This window comes from Arthrobacter sp. Z5-13, assembly GCF_056499105.1.
Genome location: NZ_CP096460.1, coordinates 2,925,547 through 2,939,739, shown reverse-complemented (window position 1 = coordinate 2,939,739; position 14,193 = coordinate 2,925,547). Strand labels below are relative to the sequence as shown.

Annotated in this window: 17 protein-coding genes; 13 read left to right on the top strand and 4 right to left on the bottom strand. The window is 61.3% G+C overall.

Going from position 1 to position 14,193, the window contains the following annotated elements:
* The first annotated feature begins 304 nt into the window (after nt 1–304).
* The 8 genes from M1E02_RS13840 (at nt 305) to M1E02_RS13805 (ending at nt 6,771) form a co-directional block, all read left to right on the top strand.
* A complete protein-coding gene (locus tag M1E02_RS13840; RefSeq protein WP_479374818.1) occupies nt 305–868 on the top strand; it encodes a LysM peptidoglycan-binding domain-containing protein in 564 nt (187 codons plus the stop codon).
* Between the two features lie 90 nt (nt 869–958).
* Nucleotides 959–2,077 (top strand): histidinol-phosphate transaminase, encoded by a 1,119-nt coding sequence (locus M1E02_RS13835; protein ID WP_479374817.1) that lies wholly within the window; start codon nt 959–961, stop codon nt 2,075–2,077.
* A 61-nt stretch (nt 2,078–2,138) separates the two neighbouring features.
* A complete protein-coding gene (gene hisB, locus M1E02_RS13830; protein ID WP_479374816.1) occupies nt 2,139–2,765 on the top strand; it encodes an imidazoleglycerol-phosphate dehydratase HisB in 627 nt (208 codons plus the stop codon).
* Nucleotides 2,762–3,571 (top strand): imidazole glycerol phosphate synthase subunit HisH, encoded by an 810-nt coding sequence (gene hisH / locus M1E02_RS13825; protein WP_479374815.1) that lies wholly within the window; start codon nt 2,762–2,764, stop codon nt 3,569–3,571. Before hisB ends, hisH begins: the two co-directional genes overlap by 4 nt.
* A complete protein-coding gene (locus tag M1E02_RS13820; RefSeq protein WP_479378251.1) occupies nt 3,571–3,732 on the top strand; it encodes a hypothetical protein in 162 nt (53 codons plus the stop codon). The genes hisH and M1E02_RS13820 overlap by 1 nt, the downstream gene beginning before the upstream one ends.
* A gap of 67 nt (nt 3,733–3,799) precedes the next feature.
* Nucleotides 3,800–4,546 (top strand): bifunctional 1-(5-phosphoribosyl)-5-((5-phosphoribosylamino)methylideneamino)imidazole-4-carboxamide isomerase/phosphoribosylanthranilate isomerase PriA, encoded by a 747-nt coding sequence (gene priA, locus M1E02_RS13815; protein ID WP_479378159.1) that lies wholly within the window; start codon nt 3,800–3,802, stop codon nt 4,544–4,546.
* 2 nt (nt 4,547–4,548) lie between these two features.
* Entirely contained in the window at nt 4,549–5,418 is an 870-nt protein-coding gene (locus tag M1E02_RS13810; protein ID WP_479374814.1) for an SseB family protein, read from the top strand.
* A gap of 54 nt (nt 5,419–5,472) precedes the next feature.
* On the top strand, nt 5,473–6,771 hold the full coding sequence (locus M1E02_RS13805) for an MFS transporter (protein ID WP_479374813.1): 1,299 nt from the start codon (nt 5,473–5,475) through the stop codon (nt 6,769–6,771).
* 145 nt (nt 6,772–6,916) lie between these two features.
* Here the strand turns inward: M1E02_RS13805 and M1E02_RS13800 are convergent, their stop codons facing one another.
* Complete coding sequence (locus M1E02_RS13800; RefSeq protein WP_479374812.1) at nt 6,917–7,303, bottom strand: DUF1844 domain-containing protein; 387 nt, start codon at nt 7,301–7,303, stop codon at nt 6,917–6,919.
* A 387-nt stretch (nt 7,304–7,690) separates the two neighbouring features.
* Here M1E02_RS13800 and infC point away from each other — a divergent pair, with 387 nt between their 5' ends.
* The 4 genes from infC (at nt 7,691) to M1E02_RS13780 (ending at nt 10,624) form a co-directional block, all read left to right on the top strand.
* Nucleotides 7,691–8,815 (top strand): translation initiation factor IF-3, encoded by a 1,125-nt coding sequence (gene infC, locus M1E02_RS13795; protein WP_479374811.1) that lies wholly within the window; start codon nt 7,691–7,693, stop codon nt 8,813–8,815.
* Nucleotides 8,816–8,929: 114 nt separating this feature from the next.
* Nucleotides 8,930–9,124 carry a 50S ribosomal protein L35 gene (gene rpmI, locus M1E02_RS13790; RefSeq protein ID WP_009358635.1) on the top strand — a complete coding sequence of 65 codons (195 nt, stop codon included), beginning with the start codon at nt 8,930–8,932 and terminating at the stop codon, nt 9,122–9,124.
* A 116-nt stretch (nt 9,125–9,240) separates the two neighbouring features.
* The gene (rplT, locus tag M1E02_RS13785) at nt 9,241–9,690 is read left to right on the top strand and encodes a 50S ribosomal protein L20 (RefSeq protein WP_247048688.1); all 450 of its coding nucleotides are present in this window, start codon (nt 9,241–9,243) and stop codon (nt 9,688–9,690) included.
* A gap of 37 nt (nt 9,691–9,727) precedes the next feature.
* Complete coding sequence (locus M1E02_RS13780) at nt 9,728–10,624, top strand: TrmH family RNA methyltransferase (protein WP_479374810.1); 897 nt, start codon at nt 9,728–9,730, stop codon at nt 10,622–10,624.
* Nucleotides 10,625–10,754: 130 nt separating this feature from the next.
* On the opposite strand, the gene M1E02_RS13775 is transcribed toward M1E02_RS13780, so the two are convergent.
* Together M1E02_RS13775 and M1E02_RS13770 are read right to left on the bottom strand one after the other, a co-directional pair.
* The gene (locus tag M1E02_RS13775; protein ID WP_247048690.1) at nt 10,755–11,024 is read right to left on the bottom strand and encodes a GlsB/YeaQ/YmgE family stress response membrane protein; all 270 of its coding nucleotides are present in this window, start codon (nt 11,022–11,024) and stop codon (nt 10,755–10,757) included.
* A gap of 150 nt (nt 11,025–11,174) precedes the next feature.
* Nucleotides 11,175–12,386, bottom strand: a complete 1,212-nt coding sequence (locus tag M1E02_RS13770; protein WP_479374809.1) for an MFS transporter — start codon at nt 12,384–12,386, stop codon at nt 11,175–11,177.
* Between the two features lie 151 nt (nt 12,387–12,537).
* On the opposite strand from M1E02_RS13770, the gene M1E02_RS13765 reads away from it, so the two are divergent.
* Nucleotides 12,538–12,993 carry a (deoxy)nucleoside triphosphate pyrophosphohydrolase gene (locus M1E02_RS13765; protein WP_479374808.1) on the top strand — a complete coding sequence of 152 codons (456 nt, stop codon included), beginning with the start codon at nt 12,538–12,540 and terminating at the stop codon, nt 12,991–12,993.
* Here M1E02_RS13765 and M1E02_RS13760 read toward each other — a convergent pair.
* Complete coding sequence (locus M1E02_RS13760) at nt 12,980–14,149, bottom strand: Rv2578c family radical SAM protein (RefSeq protein ID WP_479374807.1); 1,170 nt, start codon at nt 14,147–14,149, stop codon at nt 12,980–12,982. The genes M1E02_RS13765 and M1E02_RS13760 overlap by 14 nt on opposite strands.
* Between the last annotated feature and the right edge of the window lie 44 nt (nt 14,150–14,193).

The following is a 14,193-nucleotide window of genomic DNA, read 5'->3' as shown; positions in this document are numbered from 1 at the left end:
CCTGAATGTCAGACCCTGCTGATCAACTGCAGATGTGGTTGTCCTGATCGATCTTTCTTTGATCAAACGTAGGCCAGCCAAGAGAGTTTTTCAAACATTTGTTCTAGTGAGTCTCGACAATGTTCGATCATAGATGCTAAAACTTACACAGTAAGGTTCGAATATGTGTTCTAGTCAGCTTCCTAATTTGCCGGCTCCGGTCACCACATCCGTTCAAACGTTCGAAAGTGGAGGCCGTGGGCAAGTGAATTTCTTGCAATCAACGAACACAACGGGCAGCACAGTAGGGTCCAGGAGGACGGTCATGTCAGCTACATCTGCGTTCCACGAGTTCTTTCCGCAATCGGTTTCCGGGGAGCCTCAATCGGAGAAGACGCTGTGCACTTCCGCCGTCGCGCATCACGCCGGTGCCTGGCAGGAGGCAGCCGCGTCGTTTGAGTACGGAGTGGTCCGTCCCGGTCGGGAAGCATGGGCCAGCGACGAAACCAGTGCCTACGAAGGAGTGCGTGCCTACGAGGGTGCCGGCGCCGAGGGCGCAACCCATAGCCGGGTGCAGGCGCCGTTGCGGCTTACCCGGCGCGGGTGGATTGTCCTGGTGGTCTTGCCCCTTATGCTGCTCACCGCCTTCCTGATGTCGCTCTCAGGGTTCCTTACGTCTCCGGCCAAGGCGGCGGACACCGTCTCAGAGCTCTCCCTGACCCGCACTGTGACCGTCACCGTGCAGCAGGGGCAATCCTTGTGGGCGATAGCCGGCACCGTTGCGCCTGAACGCGATCCGCGGGATGTGGTGGCAGACATCGTGCAGTTGAATAACCTCGACGGCGGAGCGGTCAGCCCGGGACAGCAGCTCTTTGTCCCGTCCGCATGAGCCTTTGCGTGGGCCCTGTTGTCGACTTCCCGCAATCCCCGTGGGCGTCACAGTTTTCCGGCCCCGGCATCGGGCACTTAAACTGTTCTGGTGACTGACCAGCTAGCGCGCCTGAATCGACTGCCACTCCGCGACAATCTCCGGGGCCTGACGCCTTACGGTGCGCCGCAACTGGATGTGCCCATCCTGCTCAATGTCAATGAAAATACCCATGGCGTGCCTGAGGATGTCCTGAAGGCAATTTCGGAGGCTGTCACAGCCGCCGCCGCCGGCCTGAACCGGTATCCCGACCGGGAGTTCAGTGAGCTCCGCTCAGCGTTGGCTGAATACCTGGGGCATGGGCTTGGGGCTGAAAACATTTGGGCTGCCAATGGCTCCAATGAAGTGCTGCAACAGACGCTGCAGGCTTTTGGCGGACCTGGCAGGACGGCAATGGGCTTTCCCCCCACGTACTCCATGTACCCGTTGCTTGCCAGCGGTACTGATACCGAATATGTCACGGGCCTGCGCGCTGCGGGCTACGGGCTCAGCGCAGAATATGCCGCCGAACAGGTCCGGGAGCGGCAGCCGAACATAGTGTTCCTGAGTTCGCCCAACAACCCCACAGGTACCGGCCTGGGGCTGGATGTTGTGAAGGCTGTCTATGAAGCAGGAGAGCAGAGCCAAACCGTTGTTATCGTGGATGAGGCTTATCACGAGTTTGCACACGACGGTACTCCCAGTGCACTGACGTTGCTCCCCGGACGGGAACGCCTGATAGTGACGCGGACTATGAGCAAAGCGTTTGCCCTGGCCGGTGCCCGGCTGGGCTACATGGCGGCAGCACCGGAGGTCACTGATGCCCTTCGCCTGGTCCGCTTGCCCTACCATCTGTCAGCGGTCACCCAGGCGACGGCTCTCGCAGCGCTCCAGCACAGGGAAGCTTTGATGGCTGATGTTGAGGACATCAAGGCGCAACGGGACAGGATCGTCTCGGAGCTCACTCGAATGGGCCTGAAGCCCGCCGCCTCTGATTCCAACTTCGTTTTCTTCGGGGGACTGGAGAATCCGCACGCAGTCTGGCAAGCACTTCTTGACTGCGGAGTCCTGATTCGCGACGTCGGCATCCCAGGGCACCTGAGGGTTACGGCGGGAACCGAGGCTGAGACCACAGCATTCCTTGAGGCTCTGGAGCGCATCCTGACAGGGCAATCCGCAGTACCGGCCTAAACTTGAACCAAGACCCAGAAGCCGCAGGCTTTGAGGCCCTTCTTCCAAAGGACACATCACCATGAGCAACACCGGATCCATTGCTGGCGCGGCACGGACTGCGCGCATGGAGCGCGCCACCAGTGAATCGTCCGTGCTGGTCGAGATCAATCTGGACGGAACGGGAGTGTCGGACATCGATACCTCGGTTCCTTTTTACGATCACATGCTCACGGCGCTCTGCAAGCACTCGCTGATCGATATCACGGTCAAGGCCACCGGTGACACCCACATCGACGTCCACCACACTGTGGAAGACGTCGCCATCACCTTTGGTGAAGTCCTGAAAGTGGCGTTGGGTAACAAGGCAGGCATCCGCCGCTTTGGAGAAGCCACTGTTCCCCTTGATGAAGCACTCGCACACGCGGTAGTGGACGTCTCCGGAAGGCCCTATCTGGTGCACGGCGGCGAACCTGCCGGCCAGGAATACCACCTCATTGGCGGGCACTTTACGGGTTCACTCACCCGCCATGTCTTCGAAGCCATCACCCTGCACGCGGGAATATGCCTTCACATGAACGTTTTGGCCGGCAGGGATCCCCACCACATTGTGGAGGCACAGTTCAAGGCGTTCGCCCGGGCACTGCGCGCGGCAGTGGAAACCGATCCGCGCGTGGACGGAATCCCATCAACCAAAGGGGCATTGTGACCGGAAAGCTCATCCAGGACGGCGCGATCGTCGATCCGGAGGCCACCGCCAAACCCGCTTCGCCGGAGGGTAAGCCCACCGTTACGGTCCTGGACTACGGGTCGGGCAATGTCCGCTCTGCTGTCCGGGCGCTGGAGCGTGCCGGGGCCGAAGTGATCCTCAGCTCCAAGCCACAGGACGTCCTCAACGCCGATGGCCTCGTTGTTCCCGGCGTCGGCGCTTTCGAAACAGTGATGAACGAACTCAAAGCCGTGGACGGTATTAGGATGATCGGCCGGCGCGTCGCCGGCGGCAGGCCCGTCCTGGCCATCTGTGTAGGGCTTCAGGTGCTGTTCGAAGCCGGCGTTGAGCACGGCACAGAGGCCGCAGGAATGGGCGAGTGGCCTGGGAAGGTCGAACTGCTCCCGGCTGACGTCGTGCCACACATGGGCTGGAATACGGTTAAGGTACCGGAGGGTTCGCACCTCTTTGAAGGTGTGGAGAACGAACGCTTCTACTTCGTTCACTCTTACGGAGTCCAGACCTGGGACTTCGATGTGATCCAGCCGCGGATGGCTCCGCCACTGGTAACCTGGTCGGAGCATGGGGCCCCCTTCATTGCTGCGGTTGAAAACGGTCCTCTCGCTGCCACCCAGTTCCACCCGGAAAAGTCCGGTGACGCAGGTGCCCGCCTCTTGCGAAACTGGGTCAACGGGCTGCGTCATGGGCAGCGCGTTGGGGCTCCTGCCTCCACAGAAGCGCCTCCTGCCTCCACGGAAGCCGCTCCAGCCAGCACGCCTTCAGCTCAACCCGCAGCAGACGCCTAGTGTGGTGGTCCATAGCGCTGATGGGTCTCGCCGGGTTGCTGGTGGGCGGCGCGTTGTCCTTCAGGCAACAGAAAGCTCCGTTCTGGCTCCAGATCGTGTTCTATACGCTTGCTGGAATGGCGTTGCTGGCTGCCTACCTGCTGACCCTGCCTGCCGAATAACAGCCTGCCGAATAGCATCGCTGCGGGCCACATTTCCTACTCCGCCCCACCACTCCTGAGGACCATGATGAACGACGAAACCCTGCTGCCGGTACTTGAACTGCTCCCGGCCGTTGACGTAGTGAACGGCCAGGCCGTACGCCTGGTCCAAGGCGAAGCCGGCAGCGAGACCAGCTACGGGACTCCGCTTGAGGCTGCTCTGAACTGGCAACAGCAGGGCGCGGAATGGGTTCACCTTGTTGACCTTGATGCTGCTTTCGGCCGCGGTTCGAACTCGGAGTTGCTGCGGGAAGTCGTTGGCAAACTCGACATCAAGGTGGAACTTTCCGGCGGGCTGCGGGACGACGAGACACTGGAGAAGGCGTTGGATCTGGGCGTCGCCCGGGTGAATCTCGGCACCGCTGCCCTCGAAAACCCGGAGTGGACTCAGCGTGCCATTGACCGCTTCGGCGACCGCATCGCCGTCGGGCTCGACGTCCGCGGAACCACTCTTGCAGGCCGAGGCTGGACGAAGGAAGGCGGCGATCTGTGGGAGGTCCTGGAGCGGCTGGAAGCGGCTGGTTGCGCCCGTTACGTCGTCACTGACGTCACCAAGGACGGAACGCTGCAGGGTCCGAACGTGGAACTGCTGCGCCAGATGGTGGAGAAGACCCGTAAGCCTGTCGTAGCTTCGGGAGGAATCTCCAGCCTCGAAGACCTCAGGGTGTTGCGTTCACTTGTCCCACTGGGCGTCGAAGGAGCCATCGTGGGCAAGGCTCTCTATGCCGGTGCGTTCACACTGCCCCAGGCTCTCGACGTCGCCGGCCGCCGCTGACAGTGGAAGACTCATCCGGCTCCCGGCCTCTGCCGGGCCATATCGCTGCAGCCTTGGCTGGTGCCGGGGGTGCCACCGATTCGGCTGGCCAGCCGTGGTCGGGGCGTAGCCTCGCCGGTGAGGAGGCCAGGATCCACAACTTCGAGGACGACGACGGCACTGCCGACTCCGGATATCTCACCGCAGTATCCGAGTTGGTGGCTGGCGCGGGTGACGAAAACGACGTTGTGCAGGCCTTGGCGCATGCCAGGGTTTTCGTTCCGATAGTCGCCCAGTTGGGCGAAGAGGGGCAGGGCGCTGCCGGGCTCCAGGCGGACAAACAGGCGGACATGGCACTCGTGACGCTGAAGGCCCCCGACGGACGCACTGCATTGCCGGTTTTCTCCTCTGCCGAGTCACTCCATGCTTGGCATCAGGAGGCCAGGCCCGTCGCCGTCTATGCTGCCAGGGCTGCCTTGTCTGCTGCTGCCGAAGGCGCCGAACTTATGGTGATCGATCCTGGCTCGGACGTCACCATCGTTGTCCGGCGGCCTGCGGTTTGGGCGTTGGCTCAACAACTCCCATGGTCACCGTCCTATGACGACGCCGAGGTGGCTGATGCTGTGGCGGCAACTGCTTCCGATGTTCCGCAGATCCGGCGCATCGAGATCCAGCGTGGCGGGGGAGTAGGCACTTTGACAGCGGGAGGGCTGCAGCTCAAAGGCGGCGGTGCGGGTCCGGAGCTGCGCATAGTCCTGTACCTGGTGGATGGATTGGACGCCGCCGGAGTCCAGTCAGTGGTGGCAGGCATGAATAATGCCTGGGCCCGGAATGAATTGTTGGCCGAGCGGGTTGACTCCATCGAGGTCAAGCTGCGGCGCGCAGTAGAGTAGCTTTCGGTCAGGGGATGGATCCTCCTGCCGTAGGCAAGAAAAAGGATGTAACCCGTGAATTTCGCTCTGTACAGGGAGCTGCTTGCTGTCCGGCCCGTCCGGCGGCTGTTGATCGTAGGCATGATTGCCCGCATTCCACATTCGGCCGCCGGGGTACTTCTCACCCTGCACATAGTCCTGTCCCTTGGCCAGGGCTACGCTGCGGCCGGGGCCGCCGCCGCCGTCATGACCATTGGCATCGCTGTCGGAGCGCCGTGGCGCGGGCGGCGCGTTGACACCGTCGGCTTACGGAAGGCCCTGATCCCTTCGGTGATCTCGGAGGCCCTGATCTGGTCGGTCGTTCCTCACGTCAGCTACGAGTGGCTTCTGCCTCTGGTCTTTGTGGGCGGCCTGTTCACTCTTCCGATTTTCAGTGTGGTACGTCAATCGCTGGGGGTCATGGTGACGGGCGAGCAGCGCCGTACCGCGTTTGCCCTTGATGCGATTTCCACCGAGATGGTCTTTATGATCGGCCCTGCCGCGGGCGCCATTGTGGCCACCAGCGGATTCTCCGTGCTGGGGCTCACGGTAGTAGGCATCACGACGTCGGCCGCGGGACTTTTCCTGATGTGGTTCAACCCGCCCACTCGAAGCGAGGCGACCGACGAGGACTGCGCAGCCGAGCAGCAGCAGGCAGCTGAACTGGCTGTCGTTGCGGCAGCTCCAGCCCATGTCCAAGAGGCAGCGGCCGGGTTGAAACCAGCGCACACCGGCGTGCGGCCACCATCGCGTCTCAGGGGCGTAGTCGCGCGCAACTTCGCATGGTTCACCGCTTCTGTAGCTGCGGTCTTCTCGGTTGCGGCAGGCGCCGGTATGGTGCTGAGCGGCACCGACGTCGGGATCGTCGCATTGCTTGAGATCGGCGGACAAGAGGCAGAGATCGGACTTGTTTTTTTGTTCTGGTGCGCCGCTTCAGTAGCCGGCGGTTTGATCTACGGTGCCATGCACCGCCCGGTTTCGCCCATGGTCCTGCTGCTGGGGATGGCAGCACTGACCATACCCATGGGCTTCGCACAGGACACTCTTACGCTTGGACTCCTGTCGCTCCTGCCGGGTCTGCTTTGCGCTCCCGTTTTGTCGGCTGCATCAGAAAAGGTCGCTGACCTGGTGGACGAGGCCCGCCGCGGCGAGGCGATGGGCTGGTACGGCTCTGCCCTTACCGCGGGCGTTGCTCTCGGGGCCCCGCTGGCCGGGCTCTTCATCGACGGCATAGGACCCTCTGCAGGTTTTGTATCCGTCGGCTTGGCAGGCGTAGCCATCTGCCTGTTGGGGCTCCTGCTTCAGCAGCACCGTCGGAGCCAGACGCCGCCGTAACCGGATCGGCGTAACCAGGCCCGTCGTAGCCTGAAACAGTTAAATGACTAAATAAACGACGACGGCGGCCCGAACCTTTAGAAGGTGGAGGGCCGCCGTCGTCGTCAGTCAGCTGTAAAAGGCTTTTCAGGGAAGACAGTAAGCGCTAGTTAACCGGCCCGGTGTACTTTTCTCCGGGGCCTTTGCCCGGAGCATCAGCGATTGTCGATTCCTCCCGGAATGCCAGCTGCAGTGAGCGCAGCCCATCGCGCAATGGTCCCGCATGCTGGGAGCCGATTTCCGGTGCCGCTGCTGTGACGAGGCCAGCGAGGGCGGTAATAAGCTTCCGGGCTTCGTCCAGGTCCTTGAGTTCTGCTGCATTGTCCTCGGCGGCAAGTCCGAGTTTCACGGCTGAAGCGCTCATCAGGTGGACTGCAGCAGTGGTGATGACCTCGATTGCCGGCACCTCGGAGATGTCACGGATCTGTTGGGCCACATTGCCCTGCTCATCCGCTGGCTCATACACGTGTGAATTACTGTCTGGAGTGCTCATACTGGTAAGCTTGTCACAGACCGACTGGATGTCGTTATTTTGCTATGGATGCCCATTCCCCCCAATGTGCGGAGAACGGGTATCTTTCTGTAGAATTGACTTCTAGTTTGCAAGCGGAGATCTCTCCCACCCGCGTCAGCCGTTTGCCACAAGGAAATGTTCTTGTGGCAGCAAGGCTGCCGGGTAACGGTCGGGCGGTTCAATCAGGCGATTGTCTGTTTGAAGCGCGTGCCACCTCACCATGGGGCGGGCACATCCGATCCTCGAGGCCTTCGATTGCTCCGGCAATTGGGGGCCTTCTCTGTTTGCCGGTGGAGTACTCATTACAACCACAGGAGCTTTAACATTAGCGAGCCAAGAATCAATGAGCGTATCCGCGTCCCCGAGGTGCGGCTGGTCGGCCCTGCAGGCGAACAAGTAGGGATCGTCCGTATTGAGGACGCGCTGCGTTTGGCTGCCGAATCCGATCTGGATCTCGTTGAAGTTGCACCGCAGGCTAAGCCTCCGGTGTGCAAGCTGATGGACTTCGGCAAGTACAAGTACGAAGCTGCCGTCAAGGCACGCGAAGCCCGGAAGAACCAGACCAACACTGTTCTGAAGGAAATCCGCTTCCGTCTGAAGATCGACACCCACGACTACGAGACCAAGCGTGGCCATGCCCTTCGCTTCCTCGGTGCCGGGGATAAGGTCAAGGCCATGATCCAGTTCCGCGGACGTGAACAGCAGCGCCCGGAAATGGGTATCCGCTTGCTTCAGCGCTTCGCGGATGACGTTGCCGAGGTCGGCGTGGTTGAGTCCAGCCCACGCATCGATGGCCGCAACATGGTCATGGTTGTTGGTCCGCTGAAGAACAAGGCTGAAGCCAAGGCAGAAGCACGCCGTGCAACTCAGCGCGCGGAGGCCAAGGCACAAAACGAGGCCAAGGCTTCCGGCCGTGTAGACACCAGCGGCGAAAACCAGGAGTCACTGACGCAGTCGCTGGCCGATCTTCTCCCCGAAGGTTTCCTGTCTTCAACCGATGAAACCACCGAAGACGTTCAGTCTGAGGCAGTCGAAATCGATGGTGAAGACGCAGTCCAGGAACAGCAGGCATCCACTCCTGACGCAGGGAACGAGGCCCCCGTAAAGGAGGCCGCATCCTCCGTGGAAGAGGCTCCTGCCCCGGACGCTGCTGCAGTTACCGAAGCACCCGTTGAAAAGGCTCCGGTAGCTGAAAAAGCTCCGGCAGCTGAGACGGTCAAGGAGAAAGCCGTCGAGGCTCCCCGCGAGGCTGCTCCCAAGGCACCGGCGCCGAAACGTGAGGCCCCGGCCGCACCAAAGGCGCCGGCGGCAAAGGCTCCTGTTGCAAAGGCGCCGGAAGCTCAGGCGCCTGCTGCGGCGCCTACTGCGGCTCCAAAGCCGGCTGCTGTACCTTCGCCGCCGAAGCCCGTGGCCCGTCCGGCGGCACCGAAGCCCGCTGCAAGGCCTGCAGCCCCCAAGGCTCCCAAGCCTGCGGGGAAGAAGACCAACTAGTTCAAAGCTGCAGAGGCATTGCTTCCGCAGTAAGCAACCAGCATGCCGCCCCACAGGCGGCTGCTCGAAAGAACTGCAGACACTGTCTGCGGATACGTAAGGAGATCGGTTCCCATGCCGAAGATGAAGACCCACAGCGGTGCTAAAAAGCGCTTCAAGCTGACCGGTAGCGGCAAGCTGCGCCGTCAGCAGGCCAACCGCCGTCACTACCTCGAGCACAAGTCCTCGCGCCTGACCCGTCGCCTTGCCGGCGACAAGATCGTCTTCAAGGGCGACGCTAAGGTCATCCGCAAGATGCTCGGCATCTAATTTCCAAGTTCTCTGGCTGATGCCTCCTGGCAGCAGTCAACTACCAAAAGCCTTCTCAGGCCGGCCGGGTTTCCGGCAGTAGACGCTTGGGATCAGAATTCTAAAGGAGTACGCACGTGGCACGTGTGAAGCGGGCGGTAAACGCCCACAAGAAGCGCCGGGTTATCCTCGAACGCGCCAAAGGTTACCGTGGACAGCGCTCACGCCTGTACCGCAAGGCAAAAGAGCAGCTGCTGCACTCGTTCGTGTACAGCTACGGCGACCGCAAGAAGAAGAAGGGCGATTTCCGTCGCCTCTGGATCCAGCGCATCAACGCTGCATCGCGCGCCAACGGCCTCACCTACAACCGTCTGATCCAGGGCCTCAAGGCCGCTGAGGTTGAGGTTGACCGCCGTATGCTGGCCGAGCTTGCAGTGTCCGACGCCAACGCGTTCGCCGCTCTGGTGAAGATTGCCAAGGATTCCCTGCCCGCTGACACTTCTGCTCCTGCCGTGAAGGCAGAGACTGCGCCTAAGGCCGCAAAGGCCAAGGCCGCGAAGAAGCCGGTTGCCGCAGCAGCTGAGTAATTCAAGAACTGCTGGCAACAGCAACTAAAGTTCTTGTATGAACGAAACCGGGCGCCCGCAAGTCTTTCCACTCTCTAATCCCCGAGCTGATCGGGTCAGGGATGTGGCAAAGCTTGCAGGGCGCCCGGCCCGTTTAAAGCGGGAGCAGTTCCTTGTCGAAGGGCCGCAGGCCGTCCGGGAGGCTCTTGTCCTCCAAGCCAAGCGAATTGCGGGGGGTGAGCCGGGCATGGTGCAGGAAGTTTTCGCCAGCGAGGCGTGCCTGGACCGTTACCCCGAGTTCGACGACCTCGCAGAGGGCACCAACGCCAGGCTTGCCAGTGATGAAGTCCTGGCGGCCATGGCAGACACAGTCAATCCGCAGGGGATTATTGCCGTCTGCAGCTTCATTGATGTGAGCCTTGAATCCGTTCTCGAGGCTTCACCGCGGTTGATCGCTGTTCTGTGCCAGGTCAGGGACCCCGGAAATGCGGGAACGGTGCTGCGGGCGGCCGATGCAGCCGGGGCCGACGCCGTGGTATTCACCCAGTCCAGCGTGGACATCTACAACCCAAAGGCCGTCCGTTCGACGGCGGGTTCTCTCTTCCACCTGCCTGTTGTGCTTGGCGTCGATGTCCAGGACTTCGCGGATCAATGCCGGACGCGTGGAATCGGAATCCTGGCTGCGGACGGCTACGGACAGCTGAACCTGGACAAACTGCAGGACCAAAACGCAGCCCGCCGGCTCGGGCTGGACGAGAGCCCCTCTGACTACCACTTGGAACGACCCACAGCCTGGCTCTTCGGAAATGAAGCCCAAGGCTTGTCTGAGGAGGAGCTTGGCCTGGCTGATCACCGGGTGGCCGTGCCGGTCTACGGGGCAGCGGAGAGCCTCAATCTGGGCACCGCCGCTACCGTCTGCCTCTATGCGAGTGCCCGGTCGCAACAGCCGGGGTAGTGGCTGGGCGGCGGCTCGGCCGCCTAGCAGGGAGCAGTGGCTAAAACTGCGGCGGGGCCCACCTGATGGTGAGTCCCGCCTCTTCTTGCGCGCCCTGACGTTCTGCCGTCAGCGGCTGTAATTCGATTGATTATGTAGTGGTCTTGTTGCGGCCGGTGATGGCGCCGTAGATGCCTGCTACGACGAGGCCGCCGACGATTGCGAGGATCCAGGAACCAAGGTTCCAGAACTCCATCCTGCCACCGCCAAACAGAAGATCGCCGATCCAGCCTCCAACAATCGCGCCGACGACGCCGAGCACAAGACTGGTTACCCAGCCCCCGCCGACCCGCCCTGGCATTACTGCCTTAACGATTGCTCCAACAATGAGTCCGAGAATGATCCAGCCTAAAAAGCCCATTTCTCCTCCTACATATTCGTCGGGATTCCTTTACAGCTCCCGAATATGGCTTCAAGCTAACACACCACCCGTACCTTGTCAGCAGACTTACCTTTGCCTGAAGGGGGACGCCCTCGCGGTGTATTAGGCGCCTTCCTACCCTGAGGCAGGCTAAGCCGTTAGCGGCCTTTTCCGTTCGAGGAGGCCGCTTAGCAGCGCTACCCCCAAACCCAGGACGGCCAGGACTGCGCCCACCAAAGCAGGTGCTACGTAACCCCAGCCCCAGGCGATGACAAGGCCGCCAAGGAATGCACCTAAGGCGTTGGCGACGTTAAGGGCGGCATGGTTCAGCGATGATGCAAGCGAGGGGGCATCCGGCGATGCGTCGAGCAGCCGGGTCTGGAGCGCCGGGATGAGCAGAGAGCCTGCGGCGCCAACAACAAACACCATAACGAACGCGGACCACGGCCAGTGGGCGGCAATTGCGTAGACCACCAGCGCGACGGCGATCCCCGGCAGCACCCAATAGATGGTGCCCATCACTGACCTGTCTGCGATCCGGCCGCCGACAATATTTCCGGCAACCATCCCGAGACCGTAAAGGGCAACAACCACCGGCAGAAGCGATGCCGGAATTCCTGCCACCGATGTCATGGTGTGGGCAATGTACGTGTAAGTCGCAAAGAAGCCACCGAAGCCGACGATGCCGATCATGATGGCCAGCCACACTTGAAGGCGCTTCAGCGCGCCCAATTCCCTGCGGATGCTCGCATCGGCATGAGCTTGTTCAAACGGGACGTTTTTCCAGAGGCACGCGAGGGTGGCCAGACCGATTATTCCTACCAAGACGAACAGCAGGCGCCAGCCGAATGTCTGGCCCAGCCATGTTGCGAATGGAACGCCTACCACGTTGGATATGGCCAGGCCGGACATCACCATGGAGATTGCCCACCCGCGTTTTGTCGGTGCCACCAGGGAAGCAGCGATAACGGCTGCGACGCCGAAGAATGCGCCATGGGGGAGCCCGGCAGCGAATCGGGAGACAAGCATTGTGCCGTAGTCAGGGGCAATAAATGAGGTCAGGTTGGCCAGGCTGAAGAAAAGCATGAGTCCCATGGCCAAGTGCTTGCGCGGAAGCTTTGCACCCACAGCGGCCAGCAGCGGAGCTCCAATGACCACGCCCAGCGCATAGGCCGAGATCAGGTGACCTGCCTCAGGAGTGCTGATGTTGAGCCCAACCTCCACTTCCTTCAGCAGGCCCATCACGGTGAATTCCGTCACCCCGATGCCAACACCACCCATGGCGAGCGAGAAGACTGCCCAAGCAAGCTGCCTGCTGCTGAGCCTGGGCTTGACGGCGGGGACGGTGGTGACGACGGACATAAGCCTGCTTTTCAAGAGACAACGGCGGAAGGCGCGGCAACGGCACCAATAAATCAGATTTTAGCTGCTTGCGCATAACCCCGACGGAGTGTGCGGTATTCCCAGTAAGGCCGAGCAGCTGCTTCTCCATTGTCCCCCATAGACTGATGCGGTGACTGGACTGATCAGAGTGGTGGGCGCCGCCGTCGTGGATTCGCTTGAAGAGCCGACGCGGCTGCTCAGCGCCCGCCGTACCTCGCCGCCGAAATTTGCCGGTATGTGGGAGTTCCCCGGCGGCAAAGTGGAAGCTGGCGAGGCGGCAGAGAACGCGCTGCATCGCGAGTTGAGGGAAGAACTCGGTATCGGAGTGCGCCTGGGTTCGGAGCTTTTCTCAGACTCGGACGACGGGTGGCCACTGAACTCCAATGCCTCAATGCGGGTGTGGTTCGCCGAGATCTCTGAGGGCGTCCCGGCCCCACTGGAGGACCACGACGAATTGCGCTGGGTGGAACTCGGGTCCGAAGGTCAAGTGCTGGACCTTCCCTGGATTCCGGCGGATCTTCCGATCGTCCGCAGGCTGTTGGAAACGGTGGCCCGTCAGTCCGCAGGTGGAATCAGAACAACGTAGCCTGCGAGGGGGTCTTGCTTTGCCGACGGGCGCGGGCGGCTGTTTCCGCATCTGGTCCGGGAATGAGGCCAGCAGGATACTGGGCTTCTTCGTCCCTGGCGTCAAGCGTGCCCTTCGACTCAACGCTTGCGTCCTGATTGGTCCCGGTCTCCATGTCTCTATGGCTGAACCCTGAAGTGTCCGAGAAGCCATGCAGCTTTTTGAAGTATTTGACCCTCCCTGCAAGCCAGCTCCGGTATTCCTTGGACGCATAGGAGCCTGAGGCGTAAAGGCGGCCATACTTGCCTGCCAGTTCGGGATGATAAGCCGCGATCCACTTCATGAACCACTCTCTTGTTCCCGGTTTCAGGTATAGCGCCCCGGCGGTAACCCCGGTTGCGCCAGCTTGTGCCAGCGAACTGAAGAGGTGGTCCAATGCCTCGTCGCTATCGGAAAGCCACGGAAGAATGGGCATTGCCATCACTCCACACGGCAGACCTGCCTCCCGCAGCCGCGTGACCAGCTTCAAGCGTGCCCGGGGACCAGGCGTTCCAGGCTCAATCGCCTCGGACAGTTTCTCGTCTGTCATGGCCAGTGAGATGCCGACGCCTACGGGCACCTGCGTTGCGGCGTGTTTGAGCAGCGGGATGTCCCTGGCCAGCAGGGTGCCCTTGGTGAGAATGGAAAGGGGGGTGCCCGAGTCCGCCAGCGCCCCGATGATGCCCGGCATAAGCTGATAGCGTCCCTCAGCCCGCTGGTAGGGGTCCGTATTGGTTCCGAGCGCCACTTGATGGTGCCCCCACGAGGGCTTGGCCAACTCCCGTTTGAGGACCTCCACTGCGTTGATCTTCACAACCACCTGACTGTCGAAGTCGAGGCCAGCGTCGAAGTCCAGGTAAGTGTGGGATTTGCGGGCAAAGCAGTAGACGCAGGCGTGACTGCAGCCGCGGTATGGGTTGATGGTCCATTCGAAGGGCATCCGTGATCCGGTCGGTACCTTATTGAGGACGGATTTAGCGGCCACTTCGTGAAAGGTAATTCTCGCAAATTCCGGCGTGGTCACAGACCGGACGAGCCCCGCGAGGGGCAACAAAGCGCCGGATGATGCGGTTGCGGGCGCGGCATCCTTGCCTCCGTCTTCAGCAATCGGAGTGATTGCTTGTGCGTCCCATCTCATACATCCATTCGAATCTATGTTCGAACAAAAGTCAAGAATGGAAG